Below are 26,732 nucleotides of genomic sequence, written 5' to 3'. Positions count from 1 at the left end.
GCATTTCTGATGCATTTTTCCGGGACGGGTGCCGGGTATCTTCCCACGAATTCAATCGTGGAGGTCCCCGTACCATGCTCATCGCTACCGAAAGCCCGTTTTCCCTGAGCTCAGCAAACTCTCAGCCCTGCTATTCGGGCGGGCCGGCAACGCTGATCTGCAAGGCCGTGATCGAAGAGACGCACGACAGCAAGACCTTTGTCTTCGAGGACACCCAGAGCCGCAGCTTTGATTTCAAGCCGGGGCAGTACGTGACCTTCAGTTTCCGGATCGGCGGCAAAACCCATGTGCGCGCCTATTCGATCTCCTCCACCCCGACCCGCCCGCACAATATCCAGGTCACCGTCAAGCGGGTGCCGGGCGGGCTGGTGTCGAACTACCTGAACGATGAGGTCCGGCCCGGTGCCGAAATCGAAATTGCCGACATTACCGGCAGCTTCAACTGGATCGATATCCCCTGCGAAAAGCCTCTGCTGCTGTCGGGCGGCTCCGGTGTCACCCCGGTGATGTCGATGCTTCAGTACATCACCGATGTGACCCTTCCCAAGGATGTGGTCTTTGTGCATTTCGCCCGCTCCCCGAAAGACATCATTTTCCGCGACCAGCTGGAGTTCCTGGGCAAGCGGTTCCGGAACGTGACCGTGCATCTGGTGGTGGATTCGGCGGATGATCCCGCCTTTGACGGCGAAACCGGGCAGATATCGGCAGGGCTGATGCAGCGGCTGGTACCGGACCACGCCGAGCGCAGCATCTTCATGTGCGGCCCGGAGGGGTTTATGAAAGCGGCCCGTGCGGTTGCCGGCGAAATCCCGTTTGCCGCGGTTCACGAAGAAAGCTTTGGCGAGAAGATCACCATCGAGGAAGCCACCGGCACCGGCGGCGAAGTGTTCTTTTCGCTGAGCGGCAAGAGCGGCCACTGCGCCGAGGGCGAAACGCTGCTGGAAGCGGCGCTGAACGCCGGTGTCTGGATTGATTCCGCCTGCCAGCAGGGGGTCTGCGGCAACTGCAAGGTGGTGCTGACTCAGGGCCAGGTCGAAATGCAGGACATGGGCGGGCTGCAGCCGGGCGAAGCCGAGGCCGGCTATGTGCTGGCCTGTTGCAGCTGGCCCAAGGGCGCAGTGGCGCTCGACGCCTGACATACCACCAGCAGGGCGGCCTGAAGAAGGCCGCCTTCACGGCCAGACGCCCCCCCGCTTCCCCAAAATCAAAAAAATGATACCAGCAAGGAGGATGAAATATGTCTAACGGAAACCGGATCCTGGAAGAGCCATTGCGGGATCTTCCAATCAAAACGGCCGACAAGGGCTTCTATTCGGGTTTCAGCGTGGACGTGACCGTCACCGGCAAGCTTGCGGTTGGCGGGCTGGTTCTTTGGGCTGTGGCCTTCCCGGAGAACGCTGGATCGGTATTGTCGGGTTTCAACAGCTTCATCCTGTCCCACTTCGCCTCCTGGTACATCTATGTGATGGCCGCTTTTGTGCTGGTCTGCATCGGCCTGGCGCTGTGGCCCGCTGCCGGCCGGTTGAAGATCGGGCAGGACGGCGACGTGCCTGAGTTTTCGAATTTCTCCTGGTTCTCGATGATGTTCGGCGCCGGGATCGGGGTCGGCATGCTGACCTGGGCGGTGGCTGAGCCGGTCTATCACTTTCAGAACAATCCGGACGTGATCCAAGGGCTGGCCACCGCTGCGGGTGCCGACAATGTGCTCAACGCTTATAAATGGTCCTATCTGCACTGGGGCTTCTCGGCCTGGGCCTCTTATGCGATTGCCGGGCTGGCGCTGGGGTTCTTTGCCTACCGCCGCGGGCTGCCGCTGACCATCCGTTCCTCGCTGACGCCGCTGTTCGGCAGCCGCCTGTCGGGCTGGACCGGGCATCTGATCGACATTGTTGCTGTGATTGCCACCATCCTGGGCGTTGCCCAGACGCTTGGCTTCGGGGTCGAGCAATTCGTGGCCGGCATGGCGCGGATCGGCGTCGGCGGCTGGCTGCTGAACGATGAGGGCACCGCCTCGGTGACCGGCATTATCGTTGCGCTGCTGATCATCATGGGCGCTTCCACCCTCTCCGCACTCTCCGGGGTCGGCAAAGGGATCAAATGGCTGTCGAACCTCAACATGGGGCTTTCGATCTTACTGCTAGCCTTCTTCCTGCTGTTCGGGGCCACCGGCTTTGGCATCCGAGCCCTGTTTGTCGGGCTGTGGGAATACGTCATGGCCCTGCCGGAGATGCTGTTTACCGTCTACCGCGGCGACGGCAGCGGCGGCGCTGCAGACAAGCTGGAAGGCTGGCAGGGCGGCTGGTCGGTGTTCTACTGGGCCTGGTGGGTAGCCTTTGCCCCCTTTGTCGGCCTGTTCCTGGCCCGGATCTCGCGCGGCCGCACCATCCGCGAGTTTGTCCTGGGCGCGGTGATCGTGCCGGCCATCATGTGCTTCGTCTGGTTTGCCTTTGCCGGCGGCACAGCCATTGACCTGGAAATGACCGGCGGCGCCGATGGCGTGATCTTCGGCGCATCGGACGGCGACAAGATTTTCGCCATGACCAACTTCATGCTCGGCGATGTGCTGGGCTGGATGATGGCAGTGGTGATCGTGGTTCTGCTGATGACCTATCTGGTCACTTCGGCGGATTCGGCCGTGCTGATCGTGAACACCATCAACGCGGCCGGCGACGAAGGCCCCAAGGCGCGCCCGCATATCGTCTTCTGGGGCGTGGCCCTGGGCCTGGTGGTCGCAGCGCTTCTGCTGGTTGGCGGGCTGAAGGCGATCCAGACCGCGATGGTGATCGGCGCCCTGCCGTTCTCGCTGGTGATGGCGCTGATGTGCATTGCCCTGATCAAGGCAATCCTGCGCGACAGCATCCGCGCATCGCGGGCAGACGAGGCCAGATTGTCTCAAAGCGGCATCTGAAGCATTCTCCGCTGTGCCGCCTGGGCCGGCACAGCGGAATTCATTCTGTACCAATATCATTGGCTTAGAAGAACCTGGATGGAAGAGTTATGTGCCGTCCGACTCAAACTGCCGAATGCCATGAAAAACTGAAATTTCCGTCAGATTGCCGACCTTATTAGTGGCATCGGACGCGGCTGCAATATCTGTGCCGGAGACGAACGCAGGATCCGTCAATCAGCCGCAAACGCTCATTCTTCGATTGCCCTGCTTGTAATTTGAGAGGCTTGCAGGGCTTTTAACTGGCTCAACCGCCAGCTTTTACCTGAAACGCCTCCGCATGGCCGGGAAACAGTGTTTGCAGGAAATGCAGCGTTTGCTCCAGCGCCCCTTCGCGGCTGTAAATGTGCGGAAACAGGTGCAGCTTTTGCCAGTAGCCGTCAGTCAGCGAGTCAATCCAGCCTCCTGCCATTTCCGCCTTGCCAGGATTGTCCGGTGCAAGCTGGTGGCAGATTCTGCTGAGCATCTTGGACCGTATCTCCTCATACTCGCTGGTAATCTCGGCATACTGCGGGACGAAATTTTGCTCTCCGAAGAATGCAAACCAGATGGCGAGCGCGCTGGGGTTGCAAATCTTGGGGCTGAAATCCGCCTCGATGATCGTGCGCAGCCGGGCCGCGGGATCCCCGGGCGCCTTGTCCAGCGCCGCCTGCCAGTGCGCCTCATACGTCTGGTACTGATCCCGCAGCGCCTCAGTCAGAATGCCGGTCTTGGACTTGAAGTAGAAGACGGCAACGCCTTGGGACAGCCCGGCCTCATTGGCCACGGTAGCCAGCGTCGTCTTGGCCAAGCCGTTGGCAACAATTGATTTCAGCGTTGCATCCAGAATCTGCCGCCGCCGCATGTCGGCGTTTTCCTTGCGTTCCTTGCGCGGCTTCCTGCCGCTGCCCTGCGATGCCACCATGACAAATCCAAGCTTCAATTTTCCTCCTTGTTCCATAATTCGCTGCGCCTGTCAGCTTGATTATTTTTATTTGAGCGCTCAAAAAAACTTTACCAGAAAAATCTTCTCCACTAGGCTCCTAGCAACAGCAGCCGGACCAGGAGAGATTCATGGGGCAGCACGACAGATATGACGCCATCGTGGCGGGGGCCGGGCACAATGGGCTGACTGCGGCTTGCTACCTGGCCAAAGCCGGGCTGAAGGTTCTGGTGGTGGAAAAGAATGACTGGATCGGCGGTGCAGCGGTGAGCCGGTCGCTGCACGAGGGTTGGACTTACTCAAACTGCTCCTATGTCTGTTCGCTGCTGCGCCGCGAAATCGTGCGCGACCTGGAGCTGCCGAAGTACGGGCTGCAGGTGATCCCCTACGAAGGCGGCGCTAGCTTCAGCCGCGATGGTGATTACTTTGCCTATATGTCCGACCATGACGCACTGCGCCGGGAAGTCTCCCGCCACAGCGCCCATGATGCGGATGCCTATGACCGCTTCAGCCAGACGGTAATACGCCAGTGCCGCTTCATCCGGCCCTTCCTGCTGCGCAATGCACCGGACCCGACCTCACTGAAACCGCGCGACATCGGCGAACTCTTGTTCCTGATCAAACAGGCGCACGGGCTGGGCAAGAAGGAGCTGGGCGAGACGCTGCGCTTCTGGTCGATGTCGATCGGCGATTTTCTGGACGAGCATTTCGAAAATGACCTGATCAAGGCGCATATTGCCGGGGCCGGGATCATCGGTACCGGGCTGGGGGTCTATTCGCCGGGCACGGCCTATGTGCTGTTGCATCACTACATGGGCGATGTCGACGGCGCGATCGGGGCCTGGGGCTTTGCCCGCGGCGGCATGGGGGCGATCTCCAACGCGCTGGGGGCCTGTTTCGAGGAGGCGGGCGGCACAATTGCCACCGGCTCCGGCGTCGACCGTTTTCTGGTGAGCAATGGCCGGGTGACCGGGGTGGCGCTGGACAACGGCGACGAATACCACGCGCCCATCGTTGCCTCCAACATGGATGTGAAACGCACTTTCCTGCAGCATACCGGCGAGCGGCACCTGCCTGGCGACTTCGTGAAGGCGGTCAAGCGGTTCAAGATACGCGGCTCCTCGGGCAAGTTGAACATCGCGCTGGATGCGCTGCCGGATTTCCCCGCCGCACCCAAAGGCGCTCCCTTCCTGCGCGGCGATCTGCATTGCGCCGAAAGCCTGAACGAGCTGGAGCGCGCCTATGACGACTGGAAGGAGGGGCGCTGGTCGCAGAATCCGTACTTCGACATGCTGATCCCTAGCCAGATCGACCCGACCATGGCGCCGCCGGGCAAGCACATGATGACCGTCTTTGTGCAGTACGCGCCCTATGACCTAGAGGTCGGCGGCGTGCGCACGGGCACCAACTGGAACGGCCAGACCCGCGGCGCCTTTGCTGATTGCGTCTTTGATAAGCTGGAGCAGGCTTGTCCTGACATCCGCAGCAAGACCGTGCATGCAGAGGTTCGCACGCCCTGGGACATCGAGCAGGAAGTGGGCCTGACCGAAGGCAACATCTTCCAGGGCGAGCTGACCTTTGACCAGCTGCTCTTCAACCGCCCGGTGCCGGGCTACGCGCAATACGACACTCCAATTGACGGCATGTACATCGTCGGCTCTTCCGCCCATCCGGGCGGTGGGGTGATGGCGGCGCCGGGCGCAAACGCGGCCCGGGAAATCCTGCGCAACATCGGCCGGGGCGGCAATATGACCGGTTATGCGGCCTGAGGAGCGAATGATGACCACAGCAACCTACGACGCAATAGTCATCGGCGCCGGCCACAACGGGCTTGCCGCTGCTGCGACACTGGCCCGCAAGGGCAAATCCGTCTGCGTGATCGAGAAGAACGCAACCGTCGGCGGCATGGCCTGCAACACCACACTTGCAAACGGGGTACAGGCGCCGGAAATCGCGCATCTGCTGTATAACCTGCATCCCAAGGTGAAGAGGGAACTGGGCCTTGGCACCGCAAAAGTTCCGCTGGAGGTGCGGGACCTGCCCGCCGTTTCGCTGTCGCAAGACGGCAATCATACTGTGATCCGCAGCGGCAGGGCGGAGCTGGCAGACGGCCGGCCTCACGCGGAGGCCGCAGCCTTTGACGAAATGATGCGCCGCCTGACGCTGTTTGCCGGGCTGCTGGGGCAGCTTTCAACCAAGTCCCCGCCCTCGCTTGAGGACGGGCTGGCCAGCCTGGGCACTCTGACGGAGCTTGCCGGGCTGGCCAAGCTGGGGCTGGATCTGAAGCGGATGGGCAAGAAGGACATGCGCGAGTTTCTCCGCGTGCTGCTGTCAAACGCCTATGACCTGATCCTGGACGACCTCGAGGACGGACCGCTGGCGGGCGCGCTGGCGGCGGATGCGGTGCGCGGCGCCTTTGCAGGGCCGCGCTCGCCCGGGACCGTGTTCACACTGATGTACCGGCTGGGGCAGGGCGGCGGCGCGCAGCTGCCGATGGGCGGCATGGGCGCGGTTGCGGCAGCGTTTGAGGCGGCAGCCCGTGCCGCCGGGGCCGAAATCCGCACCGGTACCGGCGTGGCCCGGGTATTGACCGAAAACGACCGCGCTGCAGGCGTGGTGCTGGAGGACGGCACCGTGCTTTCCGCCCGGGCGGTACTGAGCAACACCGGACCGATGCCCGCGATGATGCTGGCGGGTACGGAGCATTACGACGTGGAAGCGGTGCGGCGGATGCGAAACCAGCGCTGCAAGGGCGCCGCCGCCAAGGTGAATCTGGTTCTGAGCGCGGCGCCCGAATTTACCGGGCTCCGCCTGGAACTGGCGGCAGGCCGGCTGCTGATTGCCCCCAGCGCCACCTATGTGGAGCGCGCCTTCAACCCGGCGAAATACGGCGAAATGCCCGCAAACCCGGTGATCGAGGCCGTCATTCCGAGCCTGACAGATCCAGAAGTGGCGGGCGGCGGGCAGCACGTGCTGTCGGCTGTGGTCAGCTCCGTTCCCTACGGGCTGGAGGGTGGCTGGGATGAGGCCGCCCGTGAACGGCTGGCAGCCGTCACAATCGCAACGCTGGAGAAATATGCGCCGGGCATCGGTGCACTGGTCACGGAAAGTCAAGTGCTCAGCCCTGCCTGCATCGAGGCGCGGACCGGTGCGCCGGGCGGCCACTGGCACCATGCGGAAATGGGCGTCGACCAGATCCTGACGGTGCGGCCCGCCAACGGTATGGCGCATTACCGCTTCGGCCCCGAGGGCTATTACCTCTGCGGCGCAGGGGCCCATCCGGGCGGCGACGTGACCGGGCTGGCCGGCCGCAACAGCGCCATGCAACTGCTGAAAGACGGGGTTCTCTGATGACCAAACATGTACCCATCGGCCTGATTGAAACCCCGTTCCAGCCTCGGCTGCAAGCGCTCAGCACGGCCAAGAGCTGGACCAATTGGGCCGGATATGTCTCACCCGCGATGCTGGACACGGTGGAGTTCGAGTATTTCGCGATCCGCAATCAGGCCACCCTGTTCGACATTTCACCCATGCACAAGTACCGCATCGCCGGGCCGGATGCGCTGCGGGTGGTGAACCGGCTGGTGACGCGCGATGCCGCCAAGCTGCGTGACGGGCGGGTCGGATATGTCCTGTGGTGCGATGAAGAAGGCATGGTGATCGACGACGGCACCCTGTTCCGCTTCTCAGAGACGGACTTCCGCCTGTGCTGCCAGGAGCCGATGTACACGTGGCTGCTGGACACCGCCTGGGGCTTTGACGCGGAGATCACAGACGAGAGCCATGAGATTGCGGCGCTGTCGCTGCAAGGCCCCACGTCGTTCTCGCTGCTGCAGGACGCGGGCCTGCAGGCAGTCGCGGAGATGAAACCCTTTGACTGGCGCGAGATAGAGCCGGATCTGTGGGTTTCGCGCACTGGCTTCACCGGCGATCTGGGTTATGAGCTGTGGGTGCAGAACGGCAAGGCGCTGGAGCTGTGGGATCGGCTTTGGACGGCAGGCGGCCCCTGGGGGCTGAAGGCGATCGGGTTCGACGCGCTCAACATCTGCCGGATCGAGGCCGGGTTCATCGCCGCGGGCTTCGACTTCCAGCCGGTGCACACGGCCATGCGGCTGGGCCGCGGCCGCAGCCCGCTGGAGCTGGGGTTCGGCAAGATGGTGGATTTCAGAAAGGGCCACTTCAACGGCCGCCGGGCGCTGCTGGACCAGCAAAAGAACGGCCTGCGCTACCACCTGCGCAAGATCGAGATCGGCGGCTTCAAGTCGGCGGATGGCGCGCTGATATACCACAAGAAAAAGAAAGAGGTGGGGCATGTGACCTCTGGCGTCTGGTCCCCCACCACCAAGCGCAACATTGCGCTGGCCGAGTTCAAGGCGCCGTTTGGCGACGGCATCACCGATGACCTGTGGGCCGAAATCTATGTCAACGAGGAAGGCCATTGGAACAAGCGGCTGGTGCCGGTCACCATTGAAGACAAGCCCTTCTTTATCAACAGCCGCGCGCGGGCAACCCCGCCGCGCCCGTTCTAATCCGTAACAGGTACCGCTATGACCAAGATGACCCCTAACAGCTTCGCAAATGAACCAAGCCCGGACACCCTGCATGAATGGGACCGCACCCATCAGCTGCACCCCTGGATGGCCATGGACGACTGGCGCGGCTACGACAACATGCTGATGGAGAGCGCCGACGGCATCCACCTGTGGGACGCTGCCGGCAAGCGCTACATCGACGGGCCGGGCGGCATGTGGTGCACCCAGATCGGCTATGGCAGCCGGGAAATGGCCGATGCCATCGCCGCGCAGGTGATGAAGCTGCCCTATACCTCCCCCTTCACCAACACCACCGAGCCCTCGGCAGTGCTGGCCAAGAAGATCGCCGAAATGGCGCCGGGAGACCTGAACAATGTCTTCTTCACCACCGGCGGCTCGACCGCGGTGGATACCGCGCTGCGCACCATGCAGTACATGAACAACCGCCGCGGCCAGCCGGACAAGAAGAAGATCATCGCCCGCGAGAAGGGCTACCACGGCTCGACCTACCTGGCCCATTCGGTGACCGGTAAGGAGCGCGACCAGAGCCATTTCGATTTCGAGACCCGGCTGGTGCATTTCCTGCCCGACGTGAACCCGTACCGCCGCCCCGCAGGCATGAGCGTCGCGGACTGGTGCGATGCCAAGGTCGCGGATCTGGAGGCTGCCATTGCGGAGATCGGCGCGGACAATATCGGTGCCTTCATCGCTGAGCCGATCCTGTCCTCGGGCGGGGTTATCGTGCCCGCGCCCGGTTACCACAAGCGCACCTGGGAGCTGTGCCGGGCCAATGACATCCTCTATATCTCCGATGAGGTGGTGACCGGCTTCGGCCGCCTCGGCCACTGGTTCGCCTCCGAGGAGGTCTTTGGCATCCAGCCAGACATGATCACCTGCGCCAAGGGGCTGACTTCCGGCTACCTGCCGCTGGGGGCCTGTATCATCTCCGACCGGGTGATGGAGCAGATGAGCCATCTGGGCACCTCCTCCTCCTACACCAACGGGTATACCTATTCGGGCCATCCGGTGTCCTGCATTGCGGCGCTGAAGAACATTGAGATCATCAAGCGCGAAGGCATTCTGGAGCATGTCCGCGCTGTCACACCGCATTTCCAGGCGCGCCTGCGCGATCTGATGAGGTTCGATATTGTTGGTGACGCCCGCGGCGAGGGCCTGCTGGGCTGTATCGAGTGCCAGGCCGAGGATCTGGAAGCCGAACGCAAGCTCGGCTCGATGATTGATGCCGCCTGCGAGGAGATGGGCTTAATCGTCCGCCCGCTGATCAACATGGCAGTGTTCTCGCCACCGCTGATCATCACCCTCGAGCAAATCGACGAGATGTTCGATATCCTGGAGCGTGCCATCCAGCGGGTGGAGGCACAGCTGGCAGCGTGAGGCTGGAGGGGGGCACAGGCTCCCGTCACCCTTCCCGAACTGGCGGGCGCCAAGGGGGTTCCGGTGCCCGCCCTTTTTGTTTCTGGCGCTGCCCTGCCGCCGGGCATGCGGCCGCCGCCACACACCGCACAACAAGCGGTGTGCCACTCCTCTCCCAGTTCACTATGGAAAATTTTCCAGTTCCGCGGACACTGCCGCGAAACCGGTATTTTTTGAGGGCTTCTCCCTTACACGGTATGCTCCCGCCGTCCGTATTTCTTGGCAATATCAATATCCTGGCCCAGCTCCATCGCCGCGCGGTAGCCGCATTGCACGGCGGCGGCGATGATATTCGGAGCTTCGGCATCGCCGATCCGGGCCACCGATTTAATACCGGCCTCCTGCAGCCCGTCTCCCATCGCCTTCAGCCCGTCGTATAGCCCCAGAACCGGCAGACGCCGGGTGAGGGGGATGATGGCGTCGCAGGCAAAGGTGCTGCGGGCGCCCGAGAACATGCAGGACAGAACAGCTTCGCCGTTCTGCGCGGCAATCAGCATCCGGTTGGGCACCACTGCGACCCCTGCCTCGATCAGGGCAGCGTTCGACTGGTAGACCTCCGTGGTCCACTGTCCCCAGTCGCAGGGGCGGCCTGCGGGCGTCACCAGGGTGACCCGGTGCCCCTCCTTGCGCAGTTGCAGCGCCAGCACCGAGCCGAGGTAGTAATGGTCGTCGTCATAGATCACCACATGATCAGCTTTGAGCGGATCGCCGTTCAGCACAGTTTCAGCAGACACGATCATGCCGGGCATTTCTTCCTCCAGGCCTGTGTCGGAGTGGCGCCCGATGGTATCCGTTGCCCAGACCGCGCCAGTGGCAGCAATCACATGGGCAACGCCGAGATCCAGCACATCATAGGCGTCCAGCGGGCTTTCGGGGTAGACCTCCACATTGGGCAGCTTGTCGATCTGCCCGACGCGCCAGTCGCGCACACGGGCCCATTCGCTCATCCCCGGCAGCCGGGATTCTCGGGTGACACGCCCGCCCAGGGTCCGGCTGGCCTCTGCCAGCATCACCGAATGGCCGCGTTCGCCTAGCACCCGGGCGGCCTCCAGCCCGGCGGGGCCTGCGCCGACGACCAGCACCTTTTCCGGCCTTTCGCTGCGCCCGGATTTCTCCGGATGCCAGCCGTGGCGCCATTCCTCACCCATGGTCGGGTTCTGGGTGCAGCGCAGCGGCACCCCCAGCGAGTCGTGCGCGTAGCAGATGTTGCAGCCGATGCATTCGCGGATGTCCTCGCTGCGCCCCTCTTCGATCTTCTTGGGTAGAAATGGATCTGCAATGGAGGGCCGCGCCGCGCCGATCAGGTCCTGCCCGTCCTGGCGGATCACCTGCGCCATGGTGTCGGGCGAGGTGTACCGTCCCACCGCCACGACAGGCTTGCAGGTCAATGATTTCGCGTGCGCGATGCAATCAGTGAATGACGCCTCTTTCACAAACCGGCTCGCCCCCATCTCGACGCCATAATCCGGCACCACCAGATCCCAAAGGTCCGGCAGATCCGCCAGCATGGCAAAGGCGTCATAACTTTCCGCATCCCCAAGCCCGACGCTGAAGCGGGTGGCGACGGCGCATTTGTGGCCGACGGCCTCTTTGGTTTCCTCGATCAGCTCGCGCACCAGCCGCACCCGGTTTTCCAGGCTGCCGCCGTATTCATCGCTGCGGGTGTTGTTGACCGGGTCGAGGAACTCCGACAGGAGATAGCCATGGGTGGCGTAGACATAAACGATGTCAAACCCGGCCTCGACCGCCCGCAGCGCGGCGTCGCGGTGCCATTTGCGGATGTTGCGGATGTCCTCGCGGTCGATCTTTCGCGCCTGCCCAGGGTGCAGCACGGTGGCGTCCGTCTGCGGCCGGTTGCGCATGCCCAAGGGTGCCAGGCGGGTGCCGAAATTGGTTACCATGCCGCCGCCGATCCACAGCTCCACCCCGGCCAGCGCACCATGTTCATGCACCGCATTGGTCATCAGACGGTTGGCGCGGATGTCGTCCTTATCCCACAGCGCAGCATAGGGGTAATAGTCGTTGTCCGAGGTTGGGTGGATCGAGCAGAACTCGGTATTCACCACCCCCCAGCCGCCTTCCGCCTTCATCCCGCGCATGGCGGCAACTGTTTGCGGCCGCCGCCAGCCCATGCCCGCGCAATGGGGTACTTGGTAAAACCGGTTCTTGGTTTCCACGGGACCGATTTTCAGCGGCTGGAACAGGATGTCATGGCGGGGATCGCGCATCAGTCATTACCCTTCGGTAGGCAGTTTCCGTTTCATACTTTGATTGAGCGCTCAAATAATTCTTGTGTCAAGCCGGTTTCCCTCCTAACCTTTTCCTACCACGGCCGGGACCGTGCCGGAGAGGGCAAAAGGCGGGAAAACAGGGCCGCGGCAACAGGGAGACTTTCATGAATATTTTGAAAACAGCCACTGCGCTTGGCATGGTTCTGTCGCTTCAGGCAGGTGCAGGCCTGGCTGCTGATGCGGACCTGACGGTTTTCGACTGGGCCGGCTACGAGGATCCTGAGTTCTTCTCTAACTATATCGCAGAGCATGGGGACGGACCGACATTCGCTTTCTTCGGGGATGAGGAAGAAGCCTTTCAGAAACTGCGTTCGGGGTTCCGCGCCGATGTTGTGCACCCATGCTCGCAATCGGTGCCGAAATGGATCGAGGCCGGGCTACTGGCACCGCTCGACACCGCCCGGATCGAGCGCTGGGATGAGCTGGAGCCGAGCTTCCGCGACATCGAGGCCTATACCAAAGACGGGCAAAACTACTTTATCCCGGCCGACTGGGGCAACACGGCCGTCACCTATCACACGGAGCACCTAAGCGATGCGGATGTCGCCAGCTTGCAGGCCTTTGCGGATCCCAAGCACCAGGGGCGGATCTCGATAGGGGACAATGTCGACGACGCCTACGCGCTGGGTTTCCTGGCCACCGGGGTCAAGGACTGGACCAATGCCACGGACGCACAGTTCCAGGCGGCCTCGGATTTCCTGCGCGCGGTTCATAAGAACGTGCGCACCTACTGGTCCGACGGCGCCTCGCTGGCGCAGCTGATGCAAAGCGGCGAAGTCTACCTGGCCTGGGCCTGGAACGAGACCTACTCGACGATGAGCTATGAAGGCCATCCGATTGCGATCAAGCGCGACACCGCAGAAGGCGCGTCCAGCTGGGTCTGCGGCTATGCAAAGCTTGCCGATGCGCCTGGCTCTGAAGACAAATTCTATGACTTCATCAATGCCTGGCTGGACCCGAAGACGGCCAATTATCTCGTGAACAGCTGGGGGTATGGTCACGGAAATGCCAAGGCTATGGCTGAAATGAACACCGAAGACCTGGCCGCAATGGGTCTGCAGATCAGCGAAGACCTGAAGACCAAAACCCTGTGGCAGGCGCCGGTGCCGTCTGAATTGCGCGAGAAAATGATTGCTGAATTCGAGCTGATCAAGGCCGGTTTCTGATCCCGGGCGGGTATTCCTGAAGTAGAGCGCCCCGCCGATTGGCGGGGTGCTTTCTTGCTGTTGTCGGCCAGGTTGAAGGGGCAGGGGGTAAGGGTCCTGCCTTACTGGAACAGTACGATGGAGTCCGCACCCCAGCCCACCGGCACCTCGCTGCCGGGCGGCACAATGGACCGGCCGGCGGTGTTGCGCATTGAGATTGTCACATCTTCGCCGTGGCCGGGCAGGCGCACGCTGTAATAGGTCATGTCGCCATAGTAGGCGGTGCCGGTCACCGTGCCCGTCGCGACCTGTTCGGTCTGCTCGCTGCCGTCAAACAGGATGGTCAGCATTTCCGGACGGATGCCGATAGTTTCCAATTTCCGCAAATCCAGCCCCTCGGGGACCTGCGCCGACGGCAGTTCGATATTGCCGAGCGCCGGGATGTCCAGCGCCAGGTGGCCGTTCATGCCGCCCTTGGCGCGGGCGTCAAGGAAATTCATCACCCCGATGAAGGAAGCCACGCGTTTGTCGATCGGGCGGCGGTACAGTTCCTCGGGCGTGGCGAGCTGTGCAATCCGGCCATCGAACATTACTGCAATCCGGTCCGACATGGTCAGCGCCTCCTCCTGGTCGTGGGTCACCAGGATGAAGGTGATGCCGAGCCGCTGCTGCAGCTGGCGCAGCTCCACCTGCATCTGGTCGCGCAGCTTCTTGTCGAGCGCCGACAAGGGTTCGTCCAGCAGCACCACCTTAGGCTTCATCACCAGCGCCCGCGCCAGCGCAACCCGCTGACGTTGACCGCCCGACAGCTCATGTGCAGCACGGGACCCCAGCCCGCCCAGATCCACCATTTGCAGCGCCAGTTCCACTTCCCGCGCGATCTCCGCCTTGGGCAGCCTGCGGGTCTTCAGTCCGTAGCCGACGTTTTCTGCCACGCTGAGATGCGGAAAGATCGCATAGGACTGAAACACCATATTGGTGGGGCGCCGGTTGGCGGGGACGCCTGCCATGTCCTGGCCTGCGATCACGATGGTGCCACCCGTCGGTGTCTCGAACCCGGCGATCATCCGCAGCAGGGTTGTCTTGCCGCAGCCCGAGGGCCCCAGCAGCGAGAAGAACTCGCCCTCGTTGATGGTTGCATCGATACCTTTCAAAGCCTGGAAGCTTCCGAAGGTCTTGGTGACGCCTGCAAGGTCGATGATGGGCTTGGGAGATGGGCTGGCCATGTCAGGCAAATCCTCCGGTGGCTGAAGCTTCGATACCCTGTTTCCGCGCGGCGCGGCGGCGGAACCACTCGGCCAGGATCAGGAGCAGGACGGACAGGGCCAGCAGGATCGTTCCCAGCGCCATCACCGACGGCAGCTTTCCAGGGAAGCGCAACTGGCTCCAAATGTAGACCGGAAGGGTGACCTCGGTCCCGGTCAGGAAGAAGGCGATGATGAATTCATCCAGGGAAATGGTGAAGGTGATCAGCAGGCTGGACACCACCCCCGGCATCACCAAAGGCAGGATCACGCGCCGGAATGTGCCCCAGCGGGTTTCCCCAAGGTCAAACGACGCTTCCTCGAGGCTTTGGTCCAGCCCCGTGAAAGCCGAGCTGAGGATCGCAATGGAAAACGGCGTGCAGATCAGCACGTGACCCAGAACCACGGTCACCAGAGACAGCGGCATGCCCAACTGCATCAGCAGCACCAGCAGCGCTACCGCCACGATGATTTCCGGCAGTACCAGCGGCAGCATGATAAAGCTCATGATGCCGCGCTTGAGCGGAAACCGGTAGCGGGCAGCCGCCCGCGCAGCGCAAGCCCCCAGCACGGTGCTCAGCACCGCCGAGGAAAGGCCGACAATTAGCGAATTGCGCACTGCCCCATGCAACGCTTCGGTCTGCCATAGCACTTCGAACCACTTCGCTGTGAAGCCGGTCAGCGGAAACGAGATGACCGTGGCATCATTGAAGGCGAACACTGGCAGCAGGATCACCGGCGCATAAAGGAATACCATGTAGGCAACCGCGTAGACGGCCAGCCATTTGGACGGAAAAGCCTTCAGAGCGGACTTCATTGAACTTTGCCTCCAAACCGTTTGCCAAGCAGGAAGATGACCGCACTGATCCCGGCGACGATCAGCATCGAGGACAGCGCCAGCGCAGCGCCCAGCGGCGCGTTGTTTGCCTTGCCGAACTGGATCTGGATCATGTTGGCGATCATCAGCCCATCAGTGCCTCCAACCAGCTTCGGGGTGATGAAGTCGCCCACGGTCGGGATCAATACGATCAAGGTGGAAGCAATCACGCCGGGCATCGCCAGCGGCAGGGTGATCCGGAAGAACCGCCGCACCGGCCCGTCGCCCAGATCCTCGGCGGCCTCCAGCAGCGAGCGGTCGATTTTCTCAAGCGCCACGAAGATCGGGAGGATCGCGAACGGCGCCCAGGCATGGGCCAGCGTCAGCACCACCGCGTTGGCGTTGTACAGCAGAAAGGTCAGTGGCTCTTCGATGAAGCCCAGTCCCTTCAGCGCGGTATTGAGCACGCCGTTGTAGCCCAGGATCACCTTCCACAGAAACACCCGCAGCAGATAACTGGTCCAGAACGGCACGGTGATCAGGAACAGCCACAGCGCTTTACGCTGTTTGACGTGGAAGGACAGGTAATAGGCAATCGGAAAGGCCAGAACCACGGTCACGAACGTGACGATCAGCGAGATCTTCAACGAGCGGAAAATCAAGGTGCTGTAGATAGGCTTGCTCCAAGCTTCCCGGTAGTTGTCCAGCGTCAGCGTGGTGTCTAGCTCCAGGTAGTTCTGGGTCCAGAAGCTGAAGGTCAGCACCATCACCAGCGGTGCGGCCAGCATCAGCAGCGAATAGAGCAATGTCGGGCTGATCAAAGCGAGGCCCTGACGCCTCTCTCCTGTTAACATTCCTGGATCCTCCTGCCCCGTTGTCAGGGCGCCGCCAAACAATTGGCGGCGCCCTTCATTCATGCCTTGTCAAGCTGCGCAAGCAATTCAGCATTACGGACCTTCAGCTGGCTTGGCTCCGGCTCATCCTGTTCCAGAATCGGGAACAGCTTGCGCAGCTCATCATGGTAGCTGCGCACGCCGTGCTCCAGATCCGACAGGATCACGCCATCATAGCCGCTGGAGAAGGCCGCCTCCCAGCACCATTCGATCAGCTGCTCATCCTCCTTCGAGGTGATCCGGTCGATCCGTCCGCTAAGATAGCGTGCGGCGCGCAGCTGCCGGTCCTCTGCCCGGCGCTTGTAGCAGGCGGCGCGCTGAATGGTGCGGCCGTTTTCCACCGGGAACTCGTGGTAGAAGATCACCGAGTCCGGGTAAATACCGAACACCAGGTTGGGGAACAGTCCCAAATAGAGCCAGGCTGCCTGATGCTCATCGTCCAGCCCCTCGGTCCTAGGCAGCAGTTTCTTGTAATTGCGTACGCTCCACATCCGCCCGTCACCGGGGCGGAAGCCGCCAAAGGACCGCGCGGCGCCATGGCTGAAGGGCTGGTCGTCATAGTTGCTGCCAAACAAGTCATGCAAGCCGGGGTGCGCCAGCGGCACATGGTAGCCCTCGTTGTCCACGTCGCGGACGCATTTCCAGTTGGCGGCAATCTCCGTGGTGCCGATCCCGTTGCCGTCCGGCACAAGATCCGCCAGACCGTAGGGACCTACCTCTTCCTCGAATTGCGCCATTACCTCGGACACTGCGGGCTGCGGCCCTGGCTTGAAGCGGACAAAGACAAACCCGTGCCAGATGTCCATCTCCACCGGCTTCAGGCCCCATTCCACCGGATCCAGCTCCGGCAGCGTCTCCGGCCGTGCCGCTCCGCGCAGCGTGCCGTCCAGATTGAAGGCCCAGCCGTGGAAGGGGCAGATAATGGCGTTCTTGCAATGGCCCTTGTCCTCCGCCACGACACGGCTGCCGCGGTGGCGGCACAGGTTGTGAAAGGCGCGCACCTGGCCGTCTTTTCCCCGCACCACCAGGGCCCGCTCGCCGGTGAAATCCGCGGCCATGAAATCGCCGGGCTCCGGCACATCGTTCACATGGCAAACCAATTGCCAGTGCCGCCGGAACAGAAGCTCCTTTTCCTCCTCCAGAAGCTCAGGATTGGTATAACTCCACGCGGGCAATCCGGTACGGCCCGCCCTGGGATCAGACTGAAACAGCACGTCGTCCTTCATCTGGGTCTCCTTCCCTCTGGCAAGAAAAAGTAGCACAGTTTATTTGAGCGCTCAAATAAAAAATTTTGCAGGAAACTGAATTCACGGCTGGACAAGACAGGGAACTGGCATCAAGTTTGAGCGATCACTCAAACATCGAGAGGAGAAGCAAATGCGCCGCGCCAGAAGCCGCAGAAGACACGCCGCCTCCGTTGCAGCACCTGTCAGCAAGGGCCCGCACTCGCTGGCCACGCCTGCCTACGCGCCGCTTACGCAGGCGCAGGTGGACCGAGTCGTGGACACGGCGATTGAGTTGCTGGCCACCTCCGGCGTGGTGTTCGAACCTGGCGGCGAAGCGGACACCCTGTTGCGCGGTGCCGGCTGCACGCTGTCGGATGAGGGCATCGTAACGATCCCGGAGACCGTCACCCGCAGGGCGCTGGAAACCGCCGCCCGCTCCGCCACGCTATGGGATCGCAACGGCGAAAACCCCATTTCAATTGACTGCGATCACACCTGGTTCATGCCCGGCATGACTTGCATCGCAGTCTATGACGAGGAAACCGGCGAGCCGCGCCCCTCGACCCGCGAGGACCTGGCCCTGATCACCCGGGTTGCAGACAAACTGCCGCATGTCGACGGCGTTTGCATTGCAGTGAAGAACGTCGAAAAGTCGAACCAGTTCGGCGAGATCGACGAATTTGCCTGCCTTATGGAAAACACCACCAAGCCGCTGGAATACCTTTGCGAACACCCCTCCTCGCTGGATGCGGTGATAGAGATGGCGGCCGCGCTGCGCGGATCGCACCAGGCGCTCCGGCAGAAGTCATATTTCCTGCATCTGATCACCCCACTGCCGGTGAACCTTGCGCGGATCCATTCGGACCAGATCATTACCGCCGCCCGGGCGGGCATCCCGGTGAGTGTCGGCACCCTGCCGATTGGCGGTGCGTCGTCGCCCATCACCCTGGCCGGCTGTATCACCCATGCACTGATGACGGACTTTGCTGCCATCGTCCTTGGACAGCTGGCTGCCGAGGGCAGTTTCTGCGTGGGCAGCTCTGACGTGAATTTCATGGAGCCGGCCACCGGCGCCATCGGCAGTTTTTCCCAGACATCCGTCGGCGACATGGCGATGTGCCAGGTGCGCCGCTCGCTGGGGTTTCCGTCACTGACAGGGATCGGCGGCTGTTCCGTTGCCCGCCGTTTCAATCAGGATGCAGTCTGGGAGATCTCCTCGAACATGACGCAGATGTTCTACAACCGCCCGGCCACGATCGATTACATGGGTTCGCTCGACCAGGGCCTCACTTATTCGCTGCATGCCCTGCTGCTGTGCGACGACCTTGCGGGGTTGCTGCGCAAGATGTGGCAGGGCCTGGAAATCTCGGCCGATCAGATGGCCGTCGACCTGATCCGTGAGGTCGGCCCCACCGGCAATTTCCTCGCCCATCAGCACACCGTCGACAACTGCCGGACGCAGGTCTGGAACTCCCGCTATTTCGGCCCGAACATTCCCCTCAGCAACGCCGGGCTTGCGGATCAGGACCTGCTGGCGCGCATTGACGATGACATCAAGGAGATGCTGGCAGAGCTGGAACAGCCCGCGCTTCCGCCGGAAACCAAGGCAGCGATATCTGCGATCTTGAACAAGTACCGCGATCGCGTGGTCTAGTCAGACTCGCAGCCCTGGTAGCATATGGTAAATGAGTCCTGATCCAAAGAAGAGGGGCGGATTATTTTGTTTTGCCCGTTCTTCACTCAGCGGCTTGGTTTGGTCTTTCCGGCCGCGGGAGTCTTCGGGAACAGGTAAACGGGTCTTGCCGGGGAATCAGAACCGCAGCGACAGGCAGGACATGCCGCCGTCCAGTTTGGCGCAGTCAGTGTTGTCGATCTCGACGATCTGGTATCCGGCCTTGTCCAGCATTTCGGCGGTACGGGGGAAGCCGGCGGCCATCAGCACCAGATTGTTGAAGCGAATGGCGTTGGCAGCGGCTTCCTCGCCCTCGGCCACATGCAGCACCCGGTAGCCTTCGAAACAGCCGGAGGCGTCAAGACGTTTGGTTGACAGGATTGTCTCGGCGTCCATCAGTGAGCAGTCAGTTTTGAAATGCAACACGCCCTCTGGGGTGAAAACCTCACGCAGGGAGTGGCCCCATTCAGCAGCGATCTCCGCCAATTCGGCAACGCCGGCGGCATCCGTGCGGTCGGAACGGCCGACCAGGATCTCCTTGCCGGTCACCAGGATGTCGCCGCCTTCGATATGGCCGGGGCCGGTGATTTCGCGGACGTCGTCGTAGCAGGCGCGCAGGGTGGGAGCCATTTCCGCAACCTCGCCCAGCCGCGACGGCGCGCCGGGGCGCATCAGGATGGCGCCCTGCGGCAGGCAGAGGGCAGTGTCCTCGACAAACTGGGCGTCGGGGAAGGCCTCCAGCGGCTCCAGCTCGATCACCTCGGCGCCGGTGCTGCGCAGTGCGGCGGCATAGGCGGCGTGGGCCTGCAGCATGCTGCTGAGGTTGGGGTTGCCGACGTCCTCGGCGCGCAGGCCGGCAGCGATGGTTGAGGCGGGGCGGCGGGTGATGGCGCGGGTGAATTCAAAGGTGGGGTTTCGCATAGGGGTTACTCCTGGTCCGGAGCGGGTCCGGTGATGTCGATTTCGAGGATGGAGGGTGTGCCGCTTTTGCTGGTTTCCCGCAGTGCGGCGGCAACTGCCTGAGGCTCCATCGGCACGCGGGAGTAAGGAATTCCAAAAGAGGCGGCTACGGGGCCGAACTCCGGCGGGGTGGGATCGCAGCCCACGACGGGGACGCCGACGTCCTGCATCGAATTGGCAATTTCGCCGTAGCCGCGGTTGTTCCAGATCATGAAGGTGATGGGCAGGTTTTCGTCCACGGCGGCCATGATCTCCGGCAGGGAGAATTGGGCGCCGCCGTCGCCCGCGATGCAGATCACCGGGGTGTCGGGGGCTGCAATTGCTGCGCCGATGGCTGCGGGGATGCCGTAGCCGAGCGCGCCGTAGCCGGTGGCGGCATTGAACCAGCCGCCGGGGCGGTCGTGGTCGTAGTAGAGGTTGCCGGCATAAATCGGCTGAGTGGAATCTCCCACCATTAGAGCATTTGGTACTGCGGCGCGCATGGCGTTCAGCACCTCGACCTGGGCACGGTAGTCCGCTCCGATCTCTTCAAAGGCAGCAGCGCGTGTGTGCTCAGCGCGCGCCGCGCCCCGGCTATGCTTCTGGTGTGCGGGCAGGGCAGCGAGCAGGGCGGAGATGGCGTCCTCCGCCCGGCTGTGGATGGCGAGCTCCGTTTCGCGGCGGGCCAGTTGGTCCTGGCAGATGTCGACCCGGATCAGCCCGGCCATGGCTGGCATGCTGCCAGTGGCGTACATGTCGTAGTCGGTCGGCCCCAGCTCCGTCCCCAGCGCCAGAACGCAATCGGCGTCGCCGATCAGCGCGCGCACAGCCCGAAGGCTGGGGCTGGCGGGGACGGTCAGCGGGTGACCGTGCATCAACCCGCGGGCGTTGACTGTCTGCACCACCGGCGCGTCGAGGCGTTCGGAAAGTGCTTGCAAGTCCCTGCCAGCGCCTTTGGCACCGCCGCCGCCAAGGATCACCACTTTGCTTGCCGCAGAAAGCCGGCCTGCCGCTACAGAGATCTGAGCCGGGTCGAGCGGCGGCTGGGCGGGGACCGAAACTTCGGGGCCGTTCTGGGAGGTGGTGCCTGCCACGTCCAGCGGGATCTGGACGTGTGTGGGACCTGGACGGCCGGCGGAGAAGGGGGCAAAGGCGCGGTCCAGCGCGGCCTCCAGCTCTTCTGGCTGTGCAACGTGTGCCGAGATCAGTGCCACGGTTTTCGCCAGCGCGTGCTGATCCGGCAGCTCATGCAGGTGGCCGTGGCCCTTGCCCAAGGTGCCGCTGGCATTGACGCCGGACACCACCAGCATCGGCACCGAATCCGCGCGGGCCTGGGCCATCGGGGTCAGCGTGTTGGTGAGGCCGGGGCCGGTGATGACAAATGCCACACCCGGCTGGCCAGAGACCCTTGCATAGCCGTCGGCCATGAAACCTGCGCCCTGCTCGTGACGGGGAGTGACGTGGCGGATGCCGGAGGCAGCCAGGCCGCGGTAAAGCTCTACCGTGTGCACGCCGGGGATGCCGAACACGCAGGAAACGCCGCGTGCCTTCAGCCCAGCGACCAGGGCTTCGCCAACTGTCTTGCGGGTCATGCTGCGCCTCGTGCCTTGGGGTTCGCGTGCGCCACGATCCGGTCGAGGGCGGTCGCAAAGCTGGTGTCATCAATTGTCAGGGCAACGCGCACCCAGTCCTTGAGGCCTTCGCCGAAGGCGGAGCCGGGCATAACGGCAACGCCGCTGTTCAGCATGTCCCAGGCATAGACGTCGCCGTCCATTCCGGTTGAGGATACCTCAATCAGGGCAAACATGCCTGCCTCGGGGCGGTGGACGTGCAGCCGGGTCTCGCCATGCAGGCGCTGTTCCAGCAGGGCAGCGCGGGCGGCAAATCGGGCGGTCATGCCTGCGGCGACAGAGGAACCCTCGTGCACCGCCCTTTCGGTCATGTCGGCGATGAAGGGCTGGTTGCCGAACAGCATGGTTTCCGAGACCGGCAGCAGGGCGGAGCAGAAGGCCTCTGGCCCGGCGCACCAGCCGCTGCGGAAACCCGGTGCGGCGTGGGACTTGGAGATCGAGGAGACCGCGATGACCCGGTCGGCCAGTGCTGGATCGGAGAGCGGCGAGACAAATTCCGCACCCTCAAACACCAAGTGCTCATAGACCTCGTCGGAGATGATCCAGAGGTCATGCTGCACTGCGAGCTCGCCGATTTCCCGCAGGTCCTGCGGCGTCAGGATGGCGCCGGTCGGGTTGTGCGGGGTGGTGAGCAGGATGGCGCGGCTGCGCGGGGTGATGCGGGCGGCAATATCGTTGGCCTGCATCCGGAACCCGGCTTCCGGGCGCAGTGGTACCGGCACCATATCCGCTCCAGAGGCGCGGATCACGCCCTCGTAGGTGGCATACATCGGATCGCCTACCAGCACTTCGGTACCGGGTTCGGCAACGCCCTGCAGCACTGCGTACAGCGCGGTCTGGGTGCCGGGGAAGCAGAGGAAATTTTCCGGCCCGAAATCCCGCCCGCGGCTGGTGCTGTAGGATTCAGCCAATGCGGCACGCAGATGCGCCTCGCCGCGGCCGTCGGAATAGCCGGTGCGGCCTGCGTGCATCGCCTGCGCGGCGGCTTCCACCAGCTCCGGCGGGGTCGGGACGTCCGGCTCGCCGATGGTCATCTCCACCAGGTCGGCACCGGCTGCGGCCATCTGCCGGGCCTTTGCGTGCACTTCCCATTTGCCGCCGCCCAGTCCGGCCAGCCGTTCAGTGATTGCTGTCAGCCTCATGTCTTTTCAGCCTCCTGCTCCAAATTCAAACCTGTGATTGCGGCAACCGACTGCCGTCCGATGTCTGCCAGTTCACCCGGCGCAAAGGCGTCCGGAAGGGCGCCGCCCTCCAGCCACAGCCCGTCGATCACCGCATTGCAGGCAATCGCCAGTTGGCGCAGCCGGGCAGGAGCGGCGGGGCGGCCGGCTTCTTCCAGCGCGGCGGCGATCAGCCCCTCCAGAAAGTCGCGGAAATAGGCATAGGTGCGTTCGTGCGTGGCCTTCATCTGCGGGTCCTGCTGCACCTTGTTGAGGAAACTGGCCCAAAGCGCGATGGACCGCGGATCCACAACCGGCGGCGTCAGCGAGGCATTCACAAAGGCGGTGAGCCTAGCCAGTGCTGTACCGTCCACCCCCGCCGCGGGGGCAAATGTCTGATCGGTCATGGCGGTCATGTGGTGCTCGTAGGCGGCGATGATCAGCTCTTCCTTGGAGCTGAAGTAATGCCGGATCAGCCCCTGGGTGACGTCGGCGCGCTCGGCAATGCCCCGCACCGTAGCACCGCGCACACCGTTCTCCGCCACCAGTTCCAGCGTGGCGAGAATCAGCGCTTCCTTCCGGGCTTCGGCGGATTCGCGTTTGAATTTGCGGCGCTCGTCGGTCACCTCAGCTCCTGTTTTTGTGCTGGCGGAGAAATTATACACTTGCATAATTACTCGAGTCGCGGCTTACTGCAATCGGAAAATTCGGGAAGACGCAAAGATGGACACAGCCGCAGCAGCCGCATCAGCTCCGGAAACCGATACGCGCCGGGAGGCGATCCGGGTCGAGGATCTGCACAAGTCGTTCGGCAATCTGGAAGTGCTGAAGGGTGTTGATCTGACCGCGCATCAGGGGGATGTGGTGGCGATCATCGGCGGCTCCGGGTCCGGCAAATCCACCATGCTGCGCTGCATCAATTTCCTGGAGACACCGAGCTCGGGCAAGATCGTGATCGGCGGCGAGGAAGTGGTGATGCGAGGTGATGGCAGCCCGGCAAACCAGAAGCAGATCGAACGCATCCGGACCAAGCTGGCGATGGTTTTCCAGCAGTTCAACCTGTGGACCCATCGAACGCTGCTGGAAAACGTGATCGAGGTGCCGGTGCATGTGCTAAAGGTGCCCAAGGCCGAGGCCGTCGCGCGGGCGCACGAACTGCTGAACCGGGTGGGGCTGGGCGGCAAGGAGGACACCTATCCTGCCTATCTGTCCGGCGGGCAGCAGCAGCGGGCGGCGATTGCGCGGGCGCTGGCGGTAGACCCGTCGGCGATGCTGTTTGACGAACCGACCTCGGCGCTGGACCCGGAACTGGTAGGCGAGGTGCTGACGGTGATCCGCGACCTGGCCGCCGAGGGGCGCACCATGCTGCTGGTGACCCATGAGATGAAATTCGCGCGCGAAGTCGCAAACCACGTTGTCTACCTTTACCAGGGCCGCATCGAAGAGCAGGGGCCGCCTGCCGAGGTCTTTGGCAATCCGCAATCAGACCGGCTGAAGCAATTCCTGAGCTCGGTCGCCTGATCCACTACCACCAAAATAAAAACCAACTGGGAGAAGAAGATGAAATTGAAAGCATTGCTTGCCGCGGCAACCGCGGCTGCCGCTCTGTCCGCTGGCGCGGCTGCTGCTGAACAGGTGAAAATCGGCATCGCTGCCGAACCCTATCCGCCGTTTGCGTCGCTCGACAGCTCCGGCAACTGGGTCGGCTGGGAGGTCGAGGTGATTGGCGCCGTCTGCGCCGCGGCTGAACTGGACTGCGTGATCACGCCGGTGGCCTGGGACGGCATCATTCCGTCGCTGACCGGCCAGCAGATCGACGCCATCATGGCCTCTATGTCGATCACCGAGGAGCGGATGAAGACAATCGATTTCTCTGATCCCTATTACAACACCCCGGCGGTGATCGTGGCGGACAAGTCGATGGACATTGCGCCGACGCCGGAATCTCTGGCGGGCAAGATTGTCGGCATCCAGGCCTCGACCATCCACCAAGCCTATGCGCAGGAATACTTCAAGGATGCCGAGCTGAAGGTTTACCAGACCCAGGATGAGGCCAACCAGGATCTGTTTGCGGGACGTATCGACGCGACACAGGCGGACAGCATCGCAATGGCGGATTTCGTCGGATCCGACACCGGCGGCTGCTGCGAGATCAAGGGCGCGGTGGCGGATGACCCGGCGATCCTGGGCCGCGGTGTGGGTGCTGGGGTGCGCAAGGGTGACGACGCGCTGCGCGAGGCGCTGAACAAGGGTATCGCGGCGATTCTGGCCGACGGCACCCACGAGAAGATCACTGCCAAATATTTCACCACCAGCATCTACTAAGGCGCTGACGTGACCGGACTGTTCGAACTGCTGGGCCTCGGCGCCAGCGCGGAGCTGCTGTCGCTGTCGGGCTGGGGGGGCAACCTGCTGCGCGGGCTTGCCAACTCCCTGCAGATCGCCTTTGGCGCTTTTGGGCTGGGGCTGGTGATCGGGCTGTTCGGAGCCTATGGCAAACTCTACGGCGGGAAGGTCACGCGTGATCTTCTCGCCATTTACACCACGGTGATCCGGGCAGTGCCGGAATTGGTGCTGATCCTGATCCTCTACTACGTGGGCAGCGATATCATCAACAAGATCTCTGAGGCGATGGGCGGCGGCCGGATCGAAATCAACGGCGTTGCGGCCGGAATCTGGGTGCTGGGTGTGGTGCAAGGAGCCTATGCCACCGAAGTGCTGCGCGGTGCTATCAAGGCGGTGCCTGTGGGTCAGATCGAGGCGGCGAAATCCTATGGCATGCCCGCCTTCATGATCATGCGGCGGGTGACGATCCCGGCGATGATGAGCTTTGCGGTGCCGGGGCTGGCGAACCTGTGGCTGATTGCCACCAAGGACACGGCGCTGCTGGCGGTGGTCGGCTTTAATGAGCTGACCCTGGAAACCCGTCAGGCGGCGAGCAGCACGCGGGCCTATTTCACCTTCTTCCTGGCGGCGGGATTTCTGTATCTGGTGGTGACTTTGTGCTCCGGTGCGGTCTTTGCACGGGTTGAAAAATGGGCACGGCGCGGCCAGCCCTCGCTGAAGGGGAGCGCGCGATGATCAGCCTGAAGGACCTGATGCAGCCTCACCGCATCGTGATGATGCTGGTCTTTGCGGCGCTGGTGATGTGGTGCGCCTTTGCGCTGCGCTGGGACTGGATCCCGAAATACGCGCCCCTGGCGCTGGAGGGGCTGTGGGCCACGATCTGGATCCTGGCGGTCTCGACCTTTCTGGGCTTCCTGCTGGCTGTGCCACTGGGATTGGCGCAGGCGGTTGGCCCTTGGTACCTGTCGATCCCGGCGCGCACTTTCTGCACTATCATCCGCGGCACGCCGCTGCTGCTGCAAATCTGGCTGCTCTATTACGGGCTGGGCTCGCTGTTTCCGCAGTTTCCTTGGATCCGCTCCTCTGAACTGTGGCCCTATCTGCGTCAGGCCTGGCCCTACGCGGTGCTGGCGCTGACCCTGTCTTATGCGGGCTATGAGGGGGAGGTTATGCGGGGCGCGTTTTCCGGCGTGGCCAAGGGGCAGCTGGAAGCCGCGAAATCCTTTGGCATGCCGCGCTTCACCATGTTCCGCCGGATCTGGCTGCCGCAGGCTGTGCGCAACGTGCTGCCGACCCTGGGCGGCGAGACCATCCTGCAGCTGAAGGCGACGCCGCTGGTGGCGACGATCACGGTGATGGAAATCTATGCGGTATCTTCGCGCGTGCGGGCCGATACGTTCATCGTCTATGAACCGCTGTTGCTGCTGGCGCTGGTCTATATGGCGATTGCCGGCGTGATTGCCCTGGCCTTCCGGCGGCTTGAGAAAGGCTGAAATGCCGGAGGGTTAGTCTGTTCTAAGGGCGGCCGGAGAA

The 26,732-nt window shown here is 62.8% G+C and carries 22 protein-coding genes; 12 read left to right on the top strand and 10 right to left on the bottom strand.

What is annotated here, in order from left to right; all coding sequences use genetic code 11:
* The first annotated feature begins 74 nt into the window (after positions 1–74).
* Together AB1A62_RS06755 and AB1A62_RS06750 are read left to right on the top strand one after the other, a co-directional pair.
* Positions 75–1,136 carry a hybrid-cluster NAD(P)-dependent oxidoreductase gene (locus AB1A62_RS06755; RefSeq protein ID WP_366660762.1) on the top strand — a complete coding sequence of 354 codons (1,062 nt, stop codon included), beginning with the start codon at positions 75–77 and terminating at the stop codon, positions 1,134–1,136.
* Between the two features lie 101 nt (positions 1,137–1,237).
* A complete protein-coding gene (locus tag AB1A62_RS06750) occupies positions 1,238–2,908 on the top strand; it encodes a BCCT family transporter (RefSeq protein ID WP_366660761.1) in 1,671 nt (556 codons plus the stop codon).
* Positions 2,909–3,194: 286 nt separating this feature from the next.
* Here the strand turns inward: AB1A62_RS06750 and AB1A62_RS06745 are convergent, their stop codons facing one another.
* Positions 3,195–3,851, bottom strand: a complete 657-nt coding sequence (locus AB1A62_RS06745) for a TetR family transcriptional regulator C-terminal domain-containing protein (RefSeq protein WP_366660760.1) — start codon at positions 3,849–3,851, stop codon at positions 3,195–3,197.
* A gap of 149 nt (positions 3,852–4,000) precedes the next feature.
* On the opposite strand from AB1A62_RS06745, the gene AB1A62_RS06740 reads away from it, so the two are divergent.
* From AB1A62_RS06740 to AB1A62_RS06725, 4 genes are read left to right on the top strand one after another with little or no spacing between them, the layout of a single operon-like run.
* Positions 4,001–5,638: an NAD(P)/FAD-dependent oxidoreductase gene (locus AB1A62_RS06740; RefSeq protein WP_366660759.1), complete on the top strand. Its 1,638-nt coding sequence runs from the start codon at positions 4,001–4,003 to the stop codon at positions 5,636–5,638.
* 10 nt (positions 5,639–5,648) lie between these two features.
* Positions 5,649–7,220 (top strand): NAD(P)/FAD-dependent oxidoreductase, encoded by a 1,572-nt coding sequence (locus AB1A62_RS06735; protein ID WP_366660758.1) that lies wholly within the window; start codon positions 5,649–5,651, stop codon positions 7,218–7,220.
* Positions 7,220–8,398 (top strand): aminomethyltransferase family protein, encoded by a 1,179-nt coding sequence (locus tag AB1A62_RS06730; protein ID WP_366660757.1) that lies wholly within the window; start codon positions 7,220–7,222, stop codon positions 8,396–8,398. Before AB1A62_RS06735 ends, AB1A62_RS06730 begins: the two co-directional genes overlap by 1 nt.
* An 18-nt stretch (positions 8,399–8,416) precedes the next feature.
* Positions 8,417–9,796: an aminotransferase gene (locus tag AB1A62_RS06725; RefSeq protein WP_366660756.1), complete on the top strand. Its 1,380-nt coding sequence runs from the start codon at positions 8,417–8,419 to the stop codon at positions 9,794–9,796.
* A gap of 227 nt (positions 9,797–10,023) precedes the next feature.
* Here the strand turns inward: AB1A62_RS06725 and AB1A62_RS06720 are convergent, their stop codons facing one another.
* Positions 10,024–12,063, bottom strand: a complete 2,040-nt coding sequence (locus AB1A62_RS06720) for an NAD(P)-binding protein (protein WP_366660755.1) — start codon at positions 12,061–12,063, stop codon at positions 10,024–10,026.
* A gap of 167 nt (positions 12,064–12,230) precedes the next feature.
* Between AB1A62_RS06720 and AB1A62_RS06715 the strand changes: the two genes are divergently transcribed.
* Entirely contained in the window at positions 12,231–13,292 is a 1,062-nt protein-coding gene (locus AB1A62_RS06715) for an extracellular solute-binding protein (RefSeq protein WP_366660754.1), read from the top strand.
* Between the two features lie 101 nt (positions 13,293–13,393).
* Here the strand turns inward: AB1A62_RS06715 and AB1A62_RS06710 are convergent, their stop codons facing one another.
* Genes AB1A62_RS06710 through AB1A62_RS06695 form a run of 4 tightly spaced genes read right to left on the bottom strand, consistent with a single transcriptional unit; the run spans position 13,394 to position 17,451 of the window.
* On the bottom strand, positions 13,394–14,497 hold the full coding sequence (locus AB1A62_RS06710; protein WP_366660753.1) for an ABC transporter ATP-binding protein: 1,104 nt from the start codon (positions 14,495–14,497) through the stop codon (positions 13,394–13,396).
* Between the two features lies 1 nt (position 14,498).
* On the bottom strand, positions 14,499–15,332 hold the full coding sequence (locus AB1A62_RS06705) for an ABC transporter permease (RefSeq protein ID WP_366660752.1): 834 nt from the start codon (positions 15,330–15,332) through the stop codon (positions 14,499–14,501).
* Positions 15,329–16,186 (bottom strand): ABC transporter permease, encoded by an 858-nt coding sequence (locus AB1A62_RS06700; protein ID WP_366660751.1) that lies wholly within the window; start codon positions 16,184–16,186, stop codon positions 15,329–15,331. The genes AB1A62_RS06705 and AB1A62_RS06700 overlap by 4 nt, the downstream gene beginning before the upstream one ends.
* 59 nt (positions 16,187–16,245) lie before the next feature.
* Positions 16,246–17,451 carry an aromatic ring-hydroxylating dioxygenase subunit alpha gene (locus AB1A62_RS06695; RefSeq protein WP_366660750.1) on the bottom strand — a complete coding sequence of 402 codons (1,206 nt, stop codon included), beginning with the start codon at positions 17,449–17,451 and terminating at the stop codon, positions 16,246–16,248.
* Between the two features lie 151 nt (positions 17,452–17,602).
* On the opposite strand from AB1A62_RS06695, the gene AB1A62_RS06690 reads away from it, so the two are divergent.
* Positions 17,603–19,105, top strand: coding sequence for a trimethylamine methyltransferase family protein (locus AB1A62_RS06690; protein ID WP_366660749.1), 1,503 nt, complete (start codon positions 17,603–17,605; stop codon positions 19,103–19,105).
* Between the two features lie 156 nt (positions 19,106–19,261).
* Here AB1A62_RS06690 and AB1A62_RS06685 read toward each other — a convergent pair whose 3' ends face one another.
* From AB1A62_RS06685 to AB1A62_RS06670, 4 genes are read right to left on the bottom strand one after another with little or no spacing between them, the layout of a single operon-like run.
* Positions 19,262–20,044, bottom strand: coding sequence for an arginine deiminase family protein (locus tag AB1A62_RS06685; protein ID WP_366660748.1), 783 nt, complete (start codon positions 20,042–20,044; stop codon positions 19,262–19,264).
* A 5-nt stretch (positions 20,045–20,049) separates the two neighbouring features.
* Positions 20,050–21,654: a 5-guanidino-2-oxopentanoate decarboxylase gene (locus tag AB1A62_RS06680; RefSeq protein ID WP_366660747.1), complete on the bottom strand. Its 1,605-nt coding sequence runs from the start codon at positions 21,652–21,654 to the stop codon at positions 20,050–20,052.
* Positions 21,651–22,835, bottom strand: coding sequence for a pyridoxal phosphate-dependent aminotransferase (locus tag AB1A62_RS06675; protein ID WP_366660746.1), 1,185 nt, complete (start codon positions 22,833–22,835; stop codon positions 21,651–21,653). Before AB1A62_RS06675 ends, AB1A62_RS06680 begins: the two co-directional genes overlap by 4 nt.
* Positions 22,832–23,479, bottom strand: a complete 648-nt coding sequence (locus AB1A62_RS06670; RefSeq protein ID WP_366660745.1) for a TetR family transcriptional regulator C-terminal domain-containing protein — start codon at positions 23,477–23,479, stop codon at positions 22,832–22,834. The genes AB1A62_RS06675 and AB1A62_RS06670 overlap by 4 nt, the downstream gene beginning before the upstream one ends.
* Before the next feature lie 97 nt (positions 23,480–23,576).
* Between AB1A62_RS06670 and AB1A62_RS06665 the strand changes: the two genes are divergently transcribed.
* Genes AB1A62_RS06665 through AB1A62_RS06650 form a run of 4 tightly spaced genes read left to right on the top strand, consistent with a single transcriptional unit; the run spans position 23,577 to position 26,692 of the window.
* The gene (locus AB1A62_RS06665; RefSeq protein WP_366660744.1) at positions 23,577–24,374 is read left to right on the top strand and encodes an ATP-binding cassette domain-containing protein; all 798 of its coding nucleotides are present in this window, start codon (positions 23,577–23,579) and stop codon (positions 24,372–24,374) included.
* A gap of 39 nt (positions 24,375–24,413) precedes the next feature.
* Positions 24,414–25,178 carry a transporter substrate-binding domain-containing protein gene (locus tag AB1A62_RS06660; protein WP_366660743.1) on the top strand — a complete coding sequence of 255 codons (765 nt, stop codon included), beginning with the start codon at positions 24,414–24,416 and terminating at the stop codon, positions 25,176–25,178.
* A 9-nt stretch (positions 25,179–25,187) separates the two neighbouring features.
* Complete coding sequence (locus AB1A62_RS06655) at positions 25,188–25,934, top strand: ABC transporter permease subunit (protein ID WP_366660742.1); 747 nt, start codon at positions 25,188–25,190, stop codon at positions 25,932–25,934.
* Positions 25,931–26,692, top strand: a complete 762-nt coding sequence (locus tag AB1A62_RS06650) for an ABC transporter permease (protein ID WP_366660741.1) — start codon at positions 25,931–25,933, stop codon at positions 26,690–26,692. Before AB1A62_RS06655 ends, AB1A62_RS06650 begins: the two co-directional genes overlap by 4 nt.
* Positions 26,693–26,732 lie beyond the last annotated feature (40 nt).

Source organism: Leisingera sp. JC11 (genome assembly GCF_040704725.1).
Taxonomy (GTDB): Bacteria; Pseudomonadota; Alphaproteobacteria; order Rhodobacterales; family Rhodobacteraceae; genus Leisingera.
The sequence above is the reverse complement of the archived record's forward strand: the minus strand, read 5'-3'. Positions and strand labels throughout refer to the sequence as shown.

What these genes read in the sequence shown, in the direction of transcription:
- AB1A62_RS06755 (WP_366660762.1), top strand. Translation starts at nt 75, where the DNA reads ATGCTCATCGCTACCGAAAGCCCGTTTTCCCTGAGCTCAGCAAACTCT.
- AB1A62_RS06750 (WP_366660761.1), top strand. Translation starts at nt 1,238, where the DNA reads ATGTCTAACGGAAACCGGATCCTGGAAGAGCCATTGCGGGATCTTCCA.
- AB1A62_RS06745 (WP_366660760.1), bottom strand. Translation starts at nt 3,851, where the DNA reads ATGGTGGCATCGCAGGGCAGCGGCAGGAAGCCGCGCAAGGAACGCAAG.
- AB1A62_RS06740 (WP_366660759.1), top strand. Translation starts at nt 4,001, where the DNA reads ATGGGGCAGCACGACAGATATGACGCCATCGTGGCGGGGGCCGGGCAC.
- AB1A62_RS06735 (WP_366660758.1), top strand. Translation starts at nt 5,649, where the DNA reads ATGACCACAGCAACCTACGACGCAATAGTCATCGGCGCCGGCCACAAC.
- AB1A62_RS06730 (WP_366660757.1), top strand. Translation starts at nt 7,220, where the DNA reads ATGACCAAACATGTACCCATCGGCCTGATTGAAACCCCGTTCCAGCCT.
- AB1A62_RS06725 (WP_366660756.1), top strand. Translation starts at nt 8,417, where the DNA reads ATGACCAAGATGACCCCTAACAGCTTCGCAAATGAACCAAGCCCGGAC.
- AB1A62_RS06720 (WP_366660755.1), bottom strand. Translation starts at nt 12,063, where the DNA reads ATGCGCGATCCCCGCCATGACATCCTGTTCCAGCCGCTGAAAATCGGT.
- AB1A62_RS06715 (WP_366660754.1), top strand. Translation starts at nt 12,231, where the DNA reads ATGAATATTTTGAAAACAGCCACTGCGCTTGGCATGGTTCTGTCGCTT.
- AB1A62_RS06710 (WP_366660753.1), bottom strand. Translation starts at nt 14,497, where the DNA reads ATGGCCAGCCCATCTCCCAAGCCCATCATCGACCTTGCAGGCGTCACC.
- AB1A62_RS06705 (WP_366660752.1), bottom strand. Translation starts at nt 15,332, where the DNA reads ATGAAGTCCGCTCTGAAGGCTTTTCCGTCCAAATGGCTGGCCGTCTAC.
- AB1A62_RS06700 (WP_366660751.1), bottom strand. Translation starts at nt 16,186, where the DNA reads ATGTTAACAGGAGAGAGGCGTCAGGGCCTCGCTTTGATCAGCCCGACA.
- AB1A62_RS06695 (WP_366660750.1), bottom strand. Translation starts at nt 17,451, where the DNA reads ATGAAGGACGACGTGCTGTTTCAGTCTGATCCCAGGGCGGGCCGTACC.
- AB1A62_RS06690 (WP_366660749.1), top strand. Translation starts at nt 17,603, where the DNA reads ATGCGCCGCGCCAGAAGCCGCAGAAGACACGCCGCCTCCGTTGCAGCA.
- AB1A62_RS06685 (WP_366660748.1), bottom strand. Translation starts at nt 20,044, where the DNA reads ATGCGAAACCCCACCTTTGAATTCACCCGCGCCATCACCCGCCGCCCC.
- AB1A62_RS06680 (WP_366660747.1), bottom strand. Translation starts at nt 21,654, where the DNA reads ATGACCCGCAAGACAGTTGGCGAAGCCCTGGTCGCTGGGCTGAAGGCA.
- AB1A62_RS06675 (WP_366660746.1), bottom strand. Translation starts at nt 22,835, where the DNA reads ATGAGGCTGACAGCAATCACTGAACGGCTGGCCGGACTGGGCGGCGGC.
- AB1A62_RS06665 (WP_366660744.1), top strand. Translation starts at nt 23,577, where the DNA reads ATGGACACAGCCGCAGCAGCCGCATCAGCTCCGGAAACCGATACGCGC.
- AB1A62_RS06660 (WP_366660743.1), top strand. Translation starts at nt 24,414, where the DNA reads ATGAAATTGAAAGCATTGCTTGCCGCGGCAACCGCGGCTGCCGCTCTG.
- AB1A62_RS06650 (WP_366660741.1), top strand. Translation starts at nt 25,931, where the DNA reads ATGATCAGCCTGAAGGACCTGATGCAGCCTCACCGCATCGTGATGATG.